The sequence below is a fragment of the Paraburkholderia piptadeniae genome (assembly GCF_900007165.1).
GTDB lineage: Bacteria > Pseudomonadota > Gammaproteobacteria > Burkholderiales > Burkholderiaceae > Paraburkholderia > Paraburkholderia piptadeniae.
In genome coordinates, this window is sequence record NZ_CYGY02000152.1 from 1 (window position 1) to 16,846 (window position 16,846).

Annotated in this window: 17 protein-coding genes and 1 pseudogene; 7 read left to right on the forward strand and 11 right to left on the reverse strand. The window is 59.5% G+C overall.

The window, feature by feature from the left end:
• Positions 1–333 precede the first annotated feature (333 nt).
• Entirely contained in the window at positions 334–765 is a 432-nt protein-coding gene (locus BN2476_RS43325; protein WP_087740261.1) for a hypothetical protein, read from the forward strand.
• A 64-nt stretch (positions 766–829) separates the two neighbouring features.
• On the opposite strand, the gene BN2476_RS43330 is transcribed toward BN2476_RS43325, so the two are convergent.
• On the reverse strand, positions 830–1,594 hold the full coding sequence (locus BN2476_RS43330; RefSeq protein ID WP_087740262.1) for a ParA family protein: 765 nt from the start codon (positions 1,592–1,594) through the stop codon (positions 830–832).
• A 256-nt stretch (positions 1,595–1,850) separates the two neighbouring features.
• Here BN2476_RS43330 and BN2476_RS43335 point away from each other — a divergent pair, with 256 nt between their 5' ends.
• From BN2476_RS43335 to BN2476_RS43345, 3 genes are all read left to right on the forward strand, one after another.
• A complete protein-coding gene (locus tag BN2476_RS43335; protein WP_087740263.1) occupies positions 1,851–2,066 on the forward strand; it encodes a hypothetical protein in 216 nt (71 codons plus the stop codon).
• A 66-nt stretch (positions 2,067–2,132) separates the two neighbouring features.
• Entirely contained in the window at positions 2,133–3,638 is a 1,506-nt protein-coding gene (glnA, locus tag BN2476_RS43340; RefSeq protein WP_087740264.1) for a type I glutamate--ammonia ligase, read from the forward strand.
• A gap of 61 nt (positions 3,639–3,699) precedes the next feature.
• On the forward strand, positions 3,700–4,506 hold the full coding sequence (locus BN2476_RS43345) for an alpha/beta hydrolase (protein ID WP_087740274.1): 807 nt from the start codon (positions 3,700–3,702) through the stop codon (positions 4,504–4,506).
• A 47-nt stretch (positions 4,507–4,553) separates the two neighbouring features.
• On the opposite strand, the gene BN2476_RS43350 is transcribed toward BN2476_RS43345, so the two are convergent.
• On the reverse strand, positions 4,554–4,859 hold the full coding sequence (locus BN2476_RS43350; protein ID WP_087740275.1) for a hypothetical protein: 306 nt from the start codon (positions 4,857–4,859) through the stop codon (positions 4,554–4,556).
• Positions 4,860–5,341: 482 nt separating this feature from the next.
• Between BN2476_RS43350 and BN2476_RS43355 the strand changes: the two genes are divergently transcribed.
• A complete protein-coding gene (locus tag BN2476_RS43355) occupies positions 5,342–7,048 on the forward strand; it encodes a purple acid phosphatase family protein (RefSeq protein ID WP_087740265.1) in 1,707 nt (568 codons plus the stop codon).
• Between the two features lie 193 nt (positions 7,049–7,241).
• Here the strand turns inward: BN2476_RS43355 and surE are convergent.
• Together surE and BN2476_RS46250 are read right to left on the reverse strand one after the other, a co-directional pair.
• Positions 7,242–8,025, reverse strand: a pseudogene (surE, locus tag BN2476_RS43360) (5'/3'-nucleotidase SurE).
• A 65-nt stretch (positions 8,026–8,090) separates the two neighbouring features.
• Positions 8,091–8,330 (reverse strand): hypothetical protein, encoded by a 240-nt coding sequence (locus BN2476_RS46250; RefSeq protein WP_143811227.1) that lies wholly within the window; start codon positions 8,328–8,330, stop codon positions 8,091–8,093.
• A gap of 800 nt (positions 8,331–9,130) precedes the next feature.
• Here BN2476_RS46250 and BN2476_RS43365 point away from each other — a divergent pair.
• The gene (locus BN2476_RS43365; RefSeq protein WP_087740266.1) at positions 9,131–10,270 is read left to right on the forward strand and encodes a YncE family protein; all 1,140 of its coding nucleotides are present in this window, start codon (positions 9,131–9,133) and stop codon (positions 10,268–10,270) included.
• Positions 10,271–10,395: 125 nt separating this feature from the next.
• On the opposite strand, the gene BN2476_RS43370 is transcribed toward BN2476_RS43365, so the two are convergent.
• From BN2476_RS43370 to BN2476_RS43380, 4 genes are all read right to left on the reverse strand, one after another.
• The gene (locus tag BN2476_RS43370) at positions 10,396–12,054 is read right to left on the reverse strand and encodes an alkaline phosphatase family protein (protein ID WP_087740267.1); all 1,659 of its coding nucleotides are present in this window, start codon (positions 12,052–12,054) and stop codon (positions 10,396–10,398) included.
• A 243-nt stretch (positions 12,055–12,297) separates the two neighbouring features.
• Entirely contained in the window at positions 12,298–12,456 is a 159-nt protein-coding gene (locus BN2476_RS47400; protein ID WP_162849300.1) for a hypothetical protein, read from the reverse strand.
• A gap of 301 nt (positions 12,457–12,757) precedes the next feature.
• Positions 12,758–13,501 (reverse strand): acetoacetyl-CoA reductase, encoded by a 744-nt coding sequence (phbB, locus tag BN2476_RS43375; RefSeq protein WP_087740268.1) that lies wholly within the window; start codon positions 13,499–13,501, stop codon positions 12,758–12,760.
• A gap of 361 nt (positions 13,502–13,862) precedes the next feature.
• Positions 13,863–14,381, reverse strand: coding sequence for a phasin family protein (locus BN2476_RS43380; protein ID WP_087740269.1), 519 nt, complete (start codon positions 14,379–14,381; stop codon positions 13,863–13,865).
• A 385-nt stretch (positions 14,382–14,766) separates the two neighbouring features.
• On the opposite strand from BN2476_RS43380, the gene BN2476_RS43385 reads away from it, so the two are divergent.
• Complete coding sequence (locus BN2476_RS43385; protein ID WP_087740270.1) at positions 14,767–15,213, forward strand: universal stress protein; 447 nt, start codon at positions 14,767–14,769, stop codon at positions 15,211–15,213.
• A gap of 23 nt (positions 15,214–15,236) precedes the next feature.
• Here BN2476_RS43385 and BN2476_RS43390 read toward each other — a convergent pair whose 3' ends face one another.
• The 3 genes from BN2476_RS43390 to BN2476_RS47865 form a co-directional block, all read right to left on the reverse strand.
• Positions 15,237–15,545 (reverse strand): DUF1840 domain-containing protein, encoded by a 309-nt coding sequence (locus BN2476_RS43390; RefSeq protein ID WP_087740271.1) that lies wholly within the window; start codon positions 15,543–15,545, stop codon positions 15,237–15,239.
• A 282-nt stretch (positions 15,546–15,827) separates the two neighbouring features.
• Positions 15,828–16,313, reverse strand: a complete 486-nt coding sequence (locus tag BN2476_RS43395; RefSeq protein ID WP_087740272.1) for a universal stress protein — start codon at positions 16,311–16,313, stop codon at positions 15,828–15,830.
• Positions 16,314–16,449: 136 nt separating this feature from the next.
• Positions 16,450–16,653, reverse strand: a complete 204-nt coding sequence (locus tag BN2476_RS47865) for a hypothetical protein (RefSeq protein WP_087740273.1) — start codon at positions 16,651–16,653, stop codon at positions 16,450–16,452.
• Between the last annotated feature and the right edge of the window lie 193 nt (positions 16,654–16,846).

A 16,846-nucleotide genomic window follows, 5' to 3' on the forward strand; every position in this document is an offset into this window, starting at 1 on the left:
TGCCTTGTGCTGAGCATGAAGGTGAGATGCATGCTTGCCCAGATCAATCCCGATCAGCGTGACGTTTTGCATGGCAGTGATCTCCCGAGGAAATAACCGGCAGCGTACCCTCGCTGCGCGGAAGGGGGTGACCATCCCATTACGGCAATCGTTGGAAGTTAACAGCCCCCAAAGATCATTTTGTTAAAGCTTCTTATGCCCGATGCGTAAATTACATTGAAACAATTTACAACCGCTTCCAGCGGCTTTTAGCATCGAGAGGATAATTCTGATCGCCGTTATGCTATAAACAAAATTGAGCCAAACTAGCGATCAGTCGATCTCGAATGTCATATGGCGTTTTACTTTGTCGAACCCGAAGTGGCTGGCGGCCTCGGAAAACATACCGTTCTCGATTCAAGCGTGTATCCACCGAACGTCACGCAATTGCACTACCGAATTATCAATTGGCTCGGCGACGCGCTATTGGAAAGCTTCCCGGCACTGATCATCACCCGCGAGGCGGCTGATGCGTTGCAGGCAATGGGAGCGAGTGGAATGGCGTATCGCACCGTCGAAATAACGGTTAGCGACTCGTTTCAGGAAATTTATCCCGACAAGGCATTGCCCGAATTCCTCTGGCTATGTGTGCCGGGTGTGGCCGGGAAGGACGATTTAGGCATCGCCGATGATTCGCGCCTCGTCGTTTCAGAGCGAGCATTAAAACGGTTGAAGGCCTTCGGTTTGAATCACGCGATCATCGAACCGTATCCCGGATCGACATGAACGCATGCGCGCGGCCTGCCGACTGCCGCGCGCGTGCGCTCGTTCACACCGCGATGGCAACCGTTCAGCCCGCCAGTTCGCGATGCAACGCGAGGTATTCCTGCGCCAGCTTATGCCGCGGATCGAGATGGATCACGGGCGTTGCATGCTGATGCGATTCGCGGATCTTCACCGACGAAGACAATCTCGAACCCAGCACCGGCAGCCCTTCGCTCACGAGTTCATCGACGAGTTGCTGCGGCAGGCTGGCGCGCGGCTGAAACTGGTTGATCACGATCCCTTCGACGTGCAGCGCATCGTTGTGGTCCTGCTGGATTTCCTTCACATTGTCGAGCAGCGTATAAAGTGCGCGGCGCGAAAAGTCGTCGCAGTCGAATGGAATCAGGCAGCGCTCGACGGCGATCAACGCCGAGCGCGTGTAGAAATTCAACGCGGGCGGCGTGTCGATGTAAATCGCGTCGTACATATCCAGCTCATTTAACGCGTCGCGCAGCTTGTAGATCTTGTAGCGCGATTCGAGCTTGCCGTGCAGCGTGTCGAGATCGGGATGCGCGGGCATGATGTCGAGATTCTCGAACGGCGTCGGATGAATGAACGACGTCACGTCCACTGGTTTGAAGCTGAACGTCAACGCGGTTTCGAAGAAGCCGGCAACTGTCGGGCTCACCTCGTTCGCGCGCGCGCCGAGCAGATACTGGCTCGAATTGCCTTGCGCATCCAGATCGATCACGAGCGTACGCAGGCCCTCGCTGGCGCTGATGGCCGCCAGGTTGCACACGATGGTCGATTTGCCGACACCGCCTTTCTGATTGAATACCACTCGCCGCATGTGTCCCCTCTCGCTGTCGATCCGCCTGAAAAACCAGCAGCATACATCAGCCAGATTACCGGACCGGGACGCCACGGGTAACGCCCGCCGATTTTCCTGAAACGAGCGGCTCCGGAGCCTGTGACGCGCTTTTTCGTACGCGATTACGTGCATTCGTACAGCGCGAATTCATCGCCTAGAATCGATTAAGGCGCGTGGCGGACCCACTCGTCCGGTTGCGCCATCGATTGCATTCGAACCTTCTGTGGAGGTCACAATGAAAGCGAACGAAAAAGGCGACATGCACGCCTTCGTACAAACGGCTGAACAGGCTGGCGACTACGTCTGGGTCATCGCACTCGTCGATTTCACTGCGCGTGAGGTGAAGCGTACGCTCGTCTCCGACGAGAAATACACGACCCGCGCCGCCGCGAAAGACGCGGGCGACGCGCGCCTGAAAGCGCTCGAGCAGGACCGTCAGGCGCACGCATAGCCGTTTTCTTCGGCCCTTGAGCAGAGGGCCGGCATCACCGGCCAGGCGCCGCACAAGGAGCATCCCATGGCCAGCAAGAAAGAAAAGTCAGGATCGTCCGTTGGCGTGTCGGTCGAGGCAGGCAGCTATCGGGTCACTCGACCCGACAGCGCCGACGCCGTGATCGATCTGATCAGGCAGCACGAAGTGCAGATCGTCGACCTGAAGTTCACCGATCTGCCCGGACTGTGGCAGCACTTCTCGATCACGCTTCCCGAAGTTCACGACGGTCTGTTCGAAGCCGGCATCGGCTTCGACGGTTCTTCGATTCGCGGCTTTCAGGAGATTCACGAATCGGACATGCTGTTGCGGCCCGATCCGTCGACGGCCTTCGTCGACCCCATGTGCGACACGCCCACGCTTTCGGTGATCTGCGACGTCGTGGACCCCGTGCTCAGACAGCCCTATTCGCGTGATCCGCGTTACATCGCGAAGAAGGCCGAGAACTATCTGCGGCAAACGGGCATCGCGACGACCTGCTACTTTGGCCCTGAACTGGAGTTCTTTATTTTCGATTCGATCCGCTTCGGCCAGGATCAGCATAGCGGGTACTACTACGTCGAATCGGCGGAAGGCGACTGGACCACGGGCCGCGACGAGGGTGCATACGGCGGCGGCAATCTCGGCTACAAGCCGCGCTACAAGGAAGGCTACTTCCCGACGCCGCCGCACGACACGCTGCAGGACATCCGCAGCGACATCGCGCTGACACTGCAACAGGTGGGCGTGCAGGTCGAGGTGCATCATCATGAAGTCGCGACGGCGGGACAGAACGAAATCGACATGCGCTTTGCGACGCTCACGCGCATGGCCGACAACGTGATGATCTACAAGTACATCTGCAAGAACATGGCGCGCCGCTATGGCAAGGTGGCGACGTTCATGCCCAAGCCGCTTTTCGCGGACAACGCGAGCGGCATGCACTGCCATCAGAGCCTGTGGCGCGACAACGAAAATCTCTTTTACGATGCGCAAGGCTGGGCGCTCACATCCGAATTGTGCCGGTGGTACATCGGCGGCCTGCTTCAGCACGCGCCCGCGCTGATGGCCTTCTGCGCGCCGACGACGAACTCGTACAAGCGGCTCGTGCCGGGCTACGAAGCGCCTGTGAATCTCGCGATGTCGCAACGCAACCGCTCGGCCGCGGCGCGCATTCCGATGTACTCGGATTCGCCGAATGCGCGGCGTGTCGAGTTCCGCTGCCCCGATCCGTCGGCGAATGCCTATCTCGCGTTTGCCGCGATGATGATGGCGGGACTCGACGGTATCGAGAACAAGATGGACCCCGGCGAGCCGCTCGATCGCAACATCTACGATCTGCCGCCCGAGGAGGCGCGCAAGGTCCGGCAGGTGCCGGGATCGCTCGATGCATCGCTCGCCGCGCTCGAAATGGATCACGCGTTCCTGCGCAAAGGCGATGTCTTCACCGACGACTTGATCGACACGTGGCTCGCGTACAAGCGCGCGAGAGAGGTCGACAGCATCCGGTTGCGGCCGCATCCGTGGGAGTTCTATTTGTACTTCGACGTGTAATGGTCGATGCGTGGGTGCGTTCGCCGCATCCGTTCGCGACGTTCGACGCGCGAGTCATCGCATGCCTCTGCTCGCTTTCTGTATTCGACTCGCGCTGGTCGCGTATGTGATCGCGTTGATCGCGCTCTACTTCATGCAGGACAGGATGCTGCTGCCTGCCACGCTGTATGACACCGAGCCGCCGACGGGACATCACGCGGGCTGCGATGTCGAGCCGTGGCACGCGAATGGCCAATATGCAGGCTATGTCGCGACGCCTGTTGCCGGCAAGCCGCGCGGCACGTTCATCGTCTATCACGGCAACGCGGAATCGGCGGAGAACAAGCTGCCGCTCGCCGAAGTTTTCTTGCGTGCAGGTTATCGCGTGGTGCTGGTCGAGTATCCGGGTCACGGCAAGCGCGAGGGCTCGCGCACGATGAAGGCCGCGTTGAACGCATCGCGAGACGCGCTGGCCGCTGCCCGCGAGCAATGGAATGGGCGTGTCTATCTGGTGGGCGAATCGCTGGGCGCAGGGATGGCCGCGCAGGTCATTCGAGGCAATGAATCGACGGTCGCGGGCGTCGTGCTCATCACGCCGTGGGACACGCTTGCAAGCGTCGCAGCACAGAGGCTATGGATCTTTCCCGTGCGCTGGATGCTGCACGATCCGTTCGATTCGATCGCCGCGCTCACGCATTATGCGAGCCCCGTCGTCGTGATCGGCGCGCAGCAGGACACGCTGATCCCTGTCGCGCACGCCCGCGCGCTCGCGAGTGCGCATCCGGGCGCTCATCTGATGCTATTGACGGATGCGAACCACGACGACTGGTTCGATGCGATGACGGGTGAGCGCTGGCAGCAGGTGCTTGCGTGGTTGGGCCCGGGCTAATGCACTAGCCGGCGCACGCAATACGCCCTCAAACCAGCCCGCCTGAGTTAGCCAACCCGCCTCGCCAGCATTTCATTGCGAATAAGCGCATGCAGATCTTCCGCGCTAGGCTGCGTGCCCCATCTACTGGCGCCCGCCACCGACGCAATCGCAAACCACGAATGCGGCGGAAACCACTCCTGCACCATCAGACCGTTTTCGCGCAGACACAATTGCCCCGTCAGCTCGCTGAACTCAGCGGACATCGACTTGCCGTTCAGATGCACGGTCACGCACGTGCCCTTCGACGACGGTTGCTCCTCCACGCTGACGACCACGTCCCCGTCGTGCAGATGTTCGTATGAAGTGGCCATGATCAAATGCGCCCGGCAAGTGCGCTTCGACGCAAGCGCGCGAACATCGTCCATGCGAGTGTTGCTTTCATCGTTCACTCCTGGCTTCTGATCTCGGGAGCGACTATATGCAAATGGCAATCGCGAAGCTGTGTACGTGTGTAAGCAAACGTGAATTCCGCTCGTGCTGCACCGTGCAGACGGGGCGAACTGTAACGGGCGTGCGCCGATACAACACTTCGTCGATCCCGTCGCGCTGCATGACAGCATGAAAACAACGCGAGCCTGATCGTCTATCACATCATCGCGGCTACGCATACGCGTGTGGATTCCGCTGATAAACGACGGCATGCGCGACGCAAACGTTGTCACAGCGAGGTAACACAGTTCGGAATATCGTGTTGCCCGGAATCACACTGCATTCCCCGTTCCCTACCCGCGCCGACGCGCCCGCCCCACTGCGTTTTCTGCGTCGTCTGCCTTCCACCGCGAGAACAAACGACATGTCGAACAAGAACACCCCCGATGACGATGCATCGCCGGCCGAGCAGGCCGCCAACCCATCAACCACGTTTTCGCGCCGCGGCTTTCTGAAGCTCGCGGGCGCATCCGGATTCGCGACGGCAGCGGGCACGTTCGCAGGCCCCGCCAAAGCCGCTCCGTCGACACCCGACGGCACGCCGGAACAGATCCATCTGACCTGGGGCGAAGACCCCACGAATGAAGTCGTGGTCTCGTGGGCATCAACGGCGGCGGCTGCGAATCCGCGCGTGCGCTTCGGCGCATCGGGCGAAAAGAAGGAGACAGTGCACGCGGTTCAGCGCACGTACACGGACGGGCTAAACGGCGAAGTGGTGTTCACGTATCACACGCGTCTGCATGGTCTTCATGCCGCGACGACATACCAATACGAAGTAACCGCGGATAACGACAGCAACTCGGGCACGCCCTTTTCCGCGACCTTCACGACGGCGCCGCGCGGCCGCGCGCCGTTCCGCTTCACGAGCTACGGTGATCTCGCGACGCCCAACACGGGCTGGGTCCTGTCTTCGCCGCAAAGCCGCTTCGCCGTGCAGGCTGTCGAGCGATTCCAGCCGCTCTTTCATCTGCTGAATGGCGACCTGTGCTACGCGAACCTGAACCCGACGCAGCAGCCGGAAGTGTGGCGCGACTTCGGCAACAACGCGCAGACGTCGGCGGCCAATCGTCCGTGGATGCCGTGCCCCGGCAATCATGAAGTCGAATTCCACAACGGCGCGCAAGGCTTCGATTCGTATCTGACGCGCTACACGCTGCCGGCCAACGGCACGCGTTTTCCGGGCCGCTGGTACAGTTTCCGCGTCAGTTCGGTGCTGTTCATCTCGCTCGATGCGGACGATGTGATCTATCAGGACGGCGCTGCGTTCGTCGCCGGACCGAGCCCGCTCGTGCCCGCCGCGAGCACGGGCAACCCCGCCATCCAGCCTGGCACGTCGTTCTATATTCGCGGCTACAGCAACGGAGAGCAGACGCGCTGGCTCGAAAAGACACTGCGCCACGCCGCCGACGATGACGACATCGACTGGATCATCGTGCAGATGCACCAGGACGCGCTGAGTTCGTCGAGCACGGGCAACGGCTCGGACAAAGGCATCCGCGAAGCGTGGCTGCCGCTCTTCGACCGCTATGGCGTCGACCTCGTGCTATGCGGCCACGACCACGACTACGAGCGCAGCTACCCGGTGCGCGGCTGCAACCACCACGCGAGCATCGACGCGACGACGGGCGAGAAAGTCGATACGTTGCAACCGAAGCCGGCTGTCCATCCGCATGCGAGCAGCGGCAATACGTTCGACACGAGCCACGGGACGATCCATCTGATTCTCGGCGGCGGCGGCACGAGCGCGCCGCTCGATGTGTATGGTGTCGATACCGGTAACGGCAATCCGCAAGCGAAGGTGTTCACGAAGCCCAACCGGCCGATACCGGGCACGACGGCGGGCACCTTCACGCGCGCGAACGCCGACGCACTCGAAGATGCGATCTGGTCCGCGCAGCGCGACACGGGCACGGGCTACGGCATCGCCGTGTTCGACTACGATCCGGGCCAGCATGGCGGCAACACGACGATCACGATGAACTACTACCACGCGCCGGGCGCCGACAAGTCGCCGACGCAGACGTATGAACTCTTCGAGACCGTCACGCTCTCGAAGCATCGGCGCGGTTGATGATCGAAAGCGGTTGCGCAGCGCAATGCTTCAGCTCAGGCATGCGAACGCAACCGCCTTCGTAGTTTCGCCATGCGCGCGGCGGGCGAGTGGTCGCGAGACTACGAGTGCCACTGCAAAATTGCTCGCGCCTGGATGGAATTGATTTGAACGGGTGCGTGCGGAGTTGTTAAACACGCGTTGCCTGTTCAACTCATGTACTCAATGACGCCGCCAGCTTCGCGTAAGTGTTCTCGTCGGTGCGATCGAAATACAGCGGCGTTACCGATACGCGCCCCGATGCGACCACAACCGTTTCGCTATCGGGCGCGTTGTCGCGCGGGCCGCGCTGGAAACGCAGCCAGTGATATTCGAGGCCGCGCGGATCGACCTGCGGCAGCACTTCGATATCCTTGACCAGTCCCACGCCTTGTCGCGTCGGCGTCAGCGGCCCGCCGGGCCGACGCATCGACATCGGGGAAATTGACGTTCAGGCACACGGGCGCGTCGTGCTCGATCGCGAGCAACTGGCGGATCGCGCCGGGCGCGAGCGCACGAGCCGTGTCCCAGCGCACGCTCTCGCGGTCCGTGAACGTCTGGCTCAGCGCGATCGACGGCAGTCCGAGCAGCAGTCCCGTCATCGCCGCGCCGACGGTGCCCGAGAACATCGTCTCGACGCCAAGATTGCCGCCGCGATTGATGCCGGACAGCACGAGCGTCGGCGGCGCTTCGGCCATCAGATGACGCACGGCCATTACGACGCAATCGCCGGGCGTGCCGACGACGCCGAAGCGGCGTTCGCCCTGGCGGCTCACGCGCAGCGGCGAATGGAGGCTGATCGAGTGCGAAGTGCCGCTCTGATCGTGCTCAGGCGCGACGACCCACACTTCATCGGCGAGTTCGGCAGCGACAGCTTCGAGTACGGCGAGACCCGGGGCATCGATGCCGACGTCATTGGTCAGAAGAACGCGCGGTACTTTCGAATCAAAAGCGGACATCGAGGGATCTCCTGTATGGGTGGCGTTGCCTGCGGAGGCATATGTTCCCGTTTGCCTTGGGAAACTCAGGCATCCGCGATGGCAAAGCGTACCAAAGAACGAGCATCGCGCACATTGCGCGCAAGAACCTTCGGCCCATGCGATTCACCGATGCGCAATGATCTGAATGTCCGGCGGAAATGGATTTGGGAAGGCGGGAAATGAGCAGTGAGAGAGGTGCGCTCTATGCTGGCGCTGTCGGCACTCGATGTGTCGCACACGCGGAAGAACATCGACAAAAAAGCCGGCCCTGATAGCGCCGGCAAGAAGGCTCCGGAATCTACGAGGGAATATCCCGGAGTCTTTAATCCGTAATTTTATTCTCTCAAGCTTAGATTAAGCTTAAGAAACTCCGTCTTCCACACATTAAGACTCGGGCTAATTGCACTGCAACCGTTGCATGAACCATTCATTTATTTCATTAAACGTAGCAGTTCTTTCCGATTAATGCGCTCTTATCCATTCGATGAATAAATGCTGCGCCAGGCGTTTTCCCTGGCGTCGCATGCTTCCCTCGCGGTTCGACGCCTCGCCTGCCATCAGCGGCGCTTTCGGTTCGACAACCACGGCTTACAGCGCGGCGCGACTGGCTGATGTGGCTACCCCGATCGTCCGGGTGCCGACGATTCCATGTGCCATCGCATCAATTCGACACCAACGAACCGATCGCGGATCGTTAATGGTCCGCACGCGCTTCAATAAGAATGAATGCGGCAACGCAGCAGCGTTCCAATAGCCCCAATCGCGCATTGCTTCTCAAAATCGTTTTCAAATTTTGCATTTCCTATTAGAAACTTACTAAATCGATTCCTCTTGCTGCTTTTATATGTTTCGGCATCCATACATTCATTCACACTTCCATATGGAAACCATCAATTTATTTTCGATGCATTATCACCGCGCGTTCCGCATCCTTACGTCCAGATCGAAGCACGGCAATTCAGCCGCTTCAAAGACATAGATGACGTGAGCCCGCGTGTGCAATGAACCATCGAGGCGCTCCGGCAGATTTTCTGAAGCACTCAGGCGTTGACCTGCGTTTTCCGCTACTCAATGGAGCCCACTGATGAAAAAACCGCTATTGGCCCTTCTGCTCGTTGCAACGGCCGTGATCGCCGGATGCGGAGGAGGAGACAACTCCAACCCGACGCCGACGGCAGCGACACCCACCCCGTCGAAGCTGCTGACCAACATTGCCGTGCCCAACTCATCGAGCCCGCCGTTCAGCTTCGACATCGGCTATGTGGAAGCGGGCAAATACTATCTGGCCGACCGCAACAACAAATCCGTCGATGTCGTCGATACCAAATCGAACGCATTGATCGCGCAGATTCAAGGCGGCTTCACCGGCGTGGGTGCGACGACCGATGCGTCGGGGCCGGACGGCATCGTCGGTATCACGGGAACGAATACGCTGTATGTCGGCGACGTGGATTCCGTGAAGATCGTCGATACGTCCGCGATGAAAACGGTCAAGACGATCGCCATCAGCACTACGGGCTCGCGCGTCGACGAAGGCTGCTACGATCCCGACGACCATCTCGTGATGTTCGCGAGTCCAGGCGAGTCCCCGCCGTACGTGACCTTCATCTCGACGACGACGCAAGCCGTCGTGTCGAAACTAGTCTTCAACGGTTCTTCTGGACTCGAGGCGTGCACGTACGATCCGGCTTCAAAGAACTTCCTGATCAATAACGATGGAACAGCGGCCAACCCCGACGGCGAACTCGACGTCATTACCGCGAGTTCCGTCACATCGGGTACGCCGGTCGTCAGCAAGGCCTTCCCGCTCGGCAAATGCGGCCCTTCGGGCATTGCACTTGGCCCTAATAGCGACGTGCTGGTCGGTTGCGATCCGTCTGCGGGCAATCCGTTGATCACGCTGATACTCGATCGCAACACGGGCGCTCAACTCGCATCGATTCCATTTGGCGGCGTCGATCAGGTGACGTACGATCCTGCGTCGAATCGCTATTTCCTGCCTGCACGTCACTACGTGACAAGCGGCACGGCTACGTCATCGGGCTTCAATCCGCAGATGGGTGTAATCGACGGCGCGACGCGCAAGTTGCTCTTCACGGTCGCAGTGGGAACAGGCGCGCATTCGGTTGCAGTGGATAGCAACCTCGGTCAGGTCTATGTGCCTTATCAGCCTGGCGCCGCGGCATTCCCGAATGGCGGTATCTCGGTGTTCTCGACGAAGTGATCATCGAGGCGACCCCGCGAGGGTCGCCTCAACGTGCAGCGGACACAATCACCCGCTGAAAAGAAAAAGACGTGCGGCAGAAAAATCAAACAGACGCCGCACGTCAACCGGGCTATCGACGATGATCAGTTGTTGGCATCGAGTCCGGGCAAAACCGGCGTGCCTTCCACCTTGACGGAGTGCAGTTCGTTCGGGTTCAGTCCCAGTGCGCGAAGAATGGTCGGCGCGACCTGCGTTGTCGTCACACGGCGTCCGATGCGCTCGCCGTGAAAGTGACCATCCGGGAACGACACGACCAGTCCGAGGTGGCTGTCATCCGGTGCATTGCCGCCGTGCTCTTCGTCCTTCTTCTGGCTCGACGTGTAGATCACGCCCGGATTCGGCTGCACGATGATGTCAGGCGTCCGGCCATTCGACGGATCACCGAACATCGACGCGAGGCGCGGCCCCGACAGGATGTACGCCTGCGGGCCGTCAGCGCAGATACCCGGCGCGTTGCAGCTCAGGTTCGCCTTGAGCGTCGCGACAGCGGCCTGCAACTGGCTCTGATCGCGCAACCAGATGAGCCCCACGTCATCGGTCTGCACGAGGCCCGTTCCGACTAGACCCGTTCCGTCATTCAGCGCCTTGGCGTTGTTGTTCTGACCGAAGTTGCCGTTCGGATCGAGATAGTTGTTCGCTTCGAGCAGCGCCGTCACCGTGTCGCCGTTCTTGACGAGCTTCGTATGATCGGTCGGCGACTGCCCGTGCTTCGCCGTCACGATCATCATCGTCGAGCTCGCGAGATTGCGCGCCTTCAACTCCGCGACCATCTTGCCGAGCGCATCGTCCACGTAGGCGATTGCCGCCGTCACCTGCGGACTAGGCGTAAAGCTCGCATCGAGATAACCGCCGCCCGATGCGACCGTCGCCTTTTGCGCAATGCTCAACGTCTGGAAGTTCGTGCCGAACAAAGTGGGCACGGGTGCATCGCGTTTTCCCGTCGAATCCTTGCCGTCTATTTCGTTGATGATCGAATTGACGTGGAAGTTATCGAAGATCTCCGTATTCTTATAGGCATCGGTATAGTCGTTGCCCGTTGCCGGATTGATCGAATTGATTTCAGTGCGGGAAAGATCGTCTACGCCGCGGCCGGAGGGTCCATTCAGCCAGTCATAACCCCACGCGTGCTTGTCGGCCCATGCAGTGCGCGAGTCGCGCACGTGCTGCTTCACGACTTCGAAAATCGTATTCGTCTTGATGTAGTCATGCGGATAAACGGGCACGCACTTGTTGCCGACCTTCGCGTGCGGAATCGCATCGGGATTGAAAGCGCCGCCGCCGTCGAGATGAATCAGCGCCCCGCCACCTTGCGCATCGATACCCGTCGTTTCATCGAACACGACGTTCCAGCCTTGCTTGCCCGTGCATCCGGTATCCGCAGGCGCGTACAAGGTGCGGTCGTAGGACACGTCATAGAAGAGCCCTGCCGTCTTCGGCGATCCGCCCGTGACCAACGCGGCGAGACCCGGGAACGAATCCGACAAGCCTGGCGTATAGGCATTCGTATAAGTCACGCCCGACTTCGCCAGCAGCGCGAGGTTCGGGCAGGTATTCGCACCGATGCATCGCGCCACGTCCTGCTCATGCAAACCATCGACACTGATCAGCAGCACATGCTTGATTGCATTGCTCTGGTTCCCTTGATCATGAGCTTGCGCGTCGTCCGCCTGCGCGGCCGCTGCCGGCAAGATCACCGAACCCAATAAGGCACCCGCTCCAACCCATCTGAAGAGACGATTCATTGTTCACCTCGCGTGATGTCCAGTCCAGATTACCAATCGTTACGGCAGCGGTAATGTGCACGTTCAATGCGACCTCACGATGAAGCGCGGCTTTCGTTTTGCCCTAGGGTTGAGAATCGAAATCAGATTATCGAGTCCGGAATCTGGCTTTGATTTGCGTCGGCATTTCGCAGCCATTCATGATTTTCTCGTCATCGCATGAATGCGATTGAAGTACCCGGCAAATCAGAACAGAGAACCGATTTACCTCCGCACGCGCGAAAAGCGACACCAGCTATGATGATCGAGATTCTTCAGTAATTCCGCTCGCAATCGCTCACGACGGTAGTGCTGCACCATCGACAGCAACGCAAACAGCAGCACGGACGCGCCTAGCGCGATTGCAATCCATGTTTCGTTCATTGCTATCCCCTGTAGCAAACACTCTTGCAGTGCTTCGCCGCACGATCAAAGCGGGCATTGACCCGACTTTGGACAGTTAGCGGCGTTGGTGCACTGCTCGAATACGAGTTCGCGGTATCGGCCCGCATTGCGATCTGCGGGTGTCCGCGGCCCGAAAGTCCGGTTCACGACGACGACGCGATTCGTGCACCGGCATTGATACAGCTGTTGTTTTGTCTCCACCACTTCTTCCTTCTTGATAGGCCCTCGGTCCGCTTTCTTCGCTTTAGCCGGGGCCTTTGCTCTAATCGTCTTCTTTCGCTCAGTTCATATGCTGGCCGCCATTCATGGCCAGATTTGCACCCGTGATGAATCCCGCGTCGTCCGAGCAGAGGAACGCGACGAGCGCGGCCACTTCCTCCGGCTTGCCGAGACGGCCAGCCGGAATCTGCGGCAGGATCTTCGTATCGAGGACTTCCTGCGGAATGGCTGTGACCATCTTCGTCGCGAGATAGCCGGGCGAAATCGTGTTGACGGTCACGCCCTTGCGCGCCACTTCGAGCGCCAGCGACTTCGTGAAGCCGTGCATGCCCGCTTTCGCAGCTGCGTAGTTGGTCTGCCCGACCGAGCCCTTCGAGCCATTCACCGAAGAAATGTTGATCACGCGTCCCCAGCCGCGCTCCACCATCATTTCGCACAGCGGCTTCGTCATGTTGAAGACGGAATCGAGATTCGTGCGCATGACGGCATCCCAGTTCACTTTGTCGAGCTTGCGCAGCGTCATGTCGCGCGTAATGCCGGCATTGTTCACGAGGATGTCGACGGGACCGATCTCTGCCGTGATCTTCGCCACGCACTCATGGCACGAGTCATAGTCGGCGACATCGACGGGAACGGCATAGAATGCGCGGCCAGCCTTTTCCATTGCAGCAAGCCACTCGTCCGCACCCTTGTTGGTCGGCGAATACGTAACGATCACGCGATAGCCGGCGTCGTGCAGGCGAATACTGATGGCCTCGCCAAGACCGCCCATACCGCCCGTTACCAAAGCAATTCGATTAGTCATCCTTTGCACCTATCAGACATTCATTGCGAAACTTCCCGATCGTCAAAGACTGGTTCGCATTTGCAGCCGTTGACTGGTCTCCCCGACTGATCCTTTTATTCCGGCCGTTCGCTTTGCGTTGGCCTGCGCGTTTCGCTATTCATTGCGACGTCGCGTGTCGGTGGTTGCTGCGGCGTGAGCCGCGCGCATCGGTTGATTCGACAGGGCCCGTCGAGTCGTTTCCGGCTCGCTGACCTGCTTCTGATACCTGCTTCTGGTAATTCGCAATCAAACTGCACTGCGTGAATACGCAATACATGGTTCGTGTGTCATGCAGGCGACACAGCGTACATTGCGCAAGGCAATGCCGGGATTCGTAGTATTAATCGACAACCGCCTTGCGAGCACGGACGGTAGGCGCGGGACTGTCGGCGCGCGCGGCCGCGATCGCCTGTTCGGTTTCCTGCCGTGCAGCCGCTTCGATATTCGGAACGGCGGACAACATCGTCTGGAATACCGACGTCAGCGGCGCCGAGGCCGCATTGGCACGGCACTGAAACATTTCCATGACGGATCGCGCGAGAACTTCATTCTTTTCAGCCTGCGCATGCGCAACGTCCTGCAGCCTTTCATTCAGGCGCGAAACGATGCTGCCCAGCTCAGTGCTGTAGTCAGCAAATAGTCTTACCAGTTCGCTCGCCGTGTTCGATTGAATCGTGGTGCGAGTATTGCCGATCGTGCCCAGGCCTTTCAGTGCCGCGTCGTTCGCGGCGCTGACCGTGCGCAGATTGAGTTCAGCGATCGATTGCAGTTCCTGAACGACGGGATTGGCCCAAGCGTTGAGAGCCGAGATTCCCGACTCCCACGCCGAAATGACACCTTCGGAATTCCGAATGCTCATTGACGAGACTCCATTAGTATTACTAAGTCCTTAGATACCGCATGCACAGCGGGGCCGCGCTGCGTTATGCGATTCACATGAGTGTTCGTAATTAAGCAGTTGCTTGTGCGAAGCACCATTAGAACCGACATTCTAAACACATCATTTGACAATTTTTAAACAGTCTTGTCGGTAGTTACCCTGGGTTGTCGCCTGGGCATTTCTACACGCCCCCCACGATCGAACCCCTAAAGCGCATCGCTTGTGTACAGGTGCCCAGCACCCACTTACATCATAACGTGACATATAATCGAAACAGCGGACGAGGTTGTCTCACGCCGAAGAAAGACAACGTCATGGGTATCGAAGTGACTTTCGAATGGCCCGCGAGTGAGGGAGTGTCAAAGTGATCCCGTTCAAACGCATTCTGCTTTGCTACGACGGAACGCCCGAAGGACGCCGCGCGCTTCGCAGTGGAGCGGCGCTTGCGCATCAGCTCGGAGCAGAAACGCATCTGCTTTCGGTCGTGGATTCGTCGTGGTGGTCGAGCGGGTACGACGTTCTTTCTTCGATGGCCTTCGAAATCGACGAGCAGGCGGCACGCAACGTCTTGAGCGACGGTATCGAGCGGTTATCGGCGTGCGGCGTGAACGCGACGGGACATTTCTGCGTGGGCGACCCCGTTGATCGCATTGCGACGATGGCCGACAAACTTCGCGCCGATCTCATCGTGATCGGACATCATCACCTCGGACCTTTCGCGCGCTGGTGGACGGGCGAGCGGCATGCACAACTGCTGGATCGCGTCGGTTGCGGGATTCTCTTCGAGGTTTCGCCGGATAGTACGCCGTAAATCGTCACGGGGCGCGACAGGCGCTACAAGCCCCACAGAATATCGGCGTCCTGCCGCTTTGCTTCGCGCAGCATGTCAAGAAACGGCCATGCGCGCTGTGAAAGACCCGACTTCTGATGATCGGCATGGGATGCCGGCGTTTCGTAGACCGTGTCGGACTGAGCATCGTCTTCGATTGCAGCTTCGAGACGCCGGATCGCTTCCGGCAAATCGTCATGCACGATCACGCCCTGACGGTCGAGACGCTTGCCGATTAACCCGAGCAGATACTGCGCGAGGTCGCGAAGCATGACGACATCCGGTGTCGCTGGTGACTGGAAGGTAACGAGCAAGGCAACTCCCCTGTAGAAAAAGCAGGGCCTTCGCAGCGGTTGCCCTGATGCGGAGACTGCTCTCTTCTCCATGGAGGTAGTTGGATCTTGCCGTGCGGACTATTCCGGTCCGCACCGACAGCAAAGTCCCCGCTCACTCGACAGCCGCTCGAAGGCTTCATTTCATTTTATATCATGTTGTGACCCATTCAAGCGGGAATGGATATGACGCTTCGACGCCCGTCCGCTGACCAGACGTAAACACGCGGCGAAAAGCCGGGTATTGCGGTGTGGGTGTTGCGTTCAGAAGAAGGAGGCGTCCTCCGACGAACGTTGTTCGCTCTTTGCACGACGCTTCTTCACCGACGCCGGATCGCGCACGATCGTCACGGCACACGGCGCGTAGGCAAGCACCTGGCGCGCGACGGAGCCGATCAGCCAGCGGTCGAACGGCGTGTGTCCGCGATGTCCGACGACAAGATGATCGATACCGTGCTGCTCCGCGTAGAGCACGATCTCCTTCGCCGGCTGCCCGACGACGAGATCGAACTCGGCCTGGTCGCCGGAGGACGCGAGCTTCGCCTTGATGTCGTCGAGCACTTCGTTGGCATGGCGCAGCTCGTAGTCGATCATTTCTTTTCTTTCCAGCTCTATCGCACCCCAGTCGGGCGCGCGTGCCACGACGAGAACGTGCAACCGCGCGTCGAAGCGCTTCGCGAGGTCGACCGCGAAAGTGACGGCATGTCGCGCGGACGGCGACCCGTCATAGCCTACGAGTACGTTCTGCATGATCTGCTCCCATCGGGTTCGAACCGGAAGATGCGCCGATCGATCAGCAACCGTTCGTCGATTCCCGGCATGCGCTCGATGCTCTACACGGCTTGCAACATGCCTCGTTACGGGCGCACCGACGCTTGCGGCCGGATCAATTGTCGTCGCTTCGGCTCGGAAGATGCTCGTGCGGCTCGGGCTCTGCTGCGTCGGCATCGACTCGATCGTCGTTTGCGGTTTTCGCCGGAGCGTGCGCGGCCGCTTTGCGCTTCGTGCCGGTTGGGGGCTTCGTGCCCGTTGGGGATTGCGCGGGGTCGAGAGGCTTGTCAGTCGGCTCAGAGGACGGCTTGGAGGGCATGGCGTGCTCCTGCGCTGATGAATACTGTCACTACCATGATAGGACGCATTGAAGCCACCGGTTACACGCTTTTTGCGGCAGTGCGCAAATGGCGAATCGAATAGACTAAGCGCTCTCGCTCATATCACCTGATCGAACCCGATCCATTCCCACCCATTCGCAACGAGGACACATCTATGACCCGTAACTACCG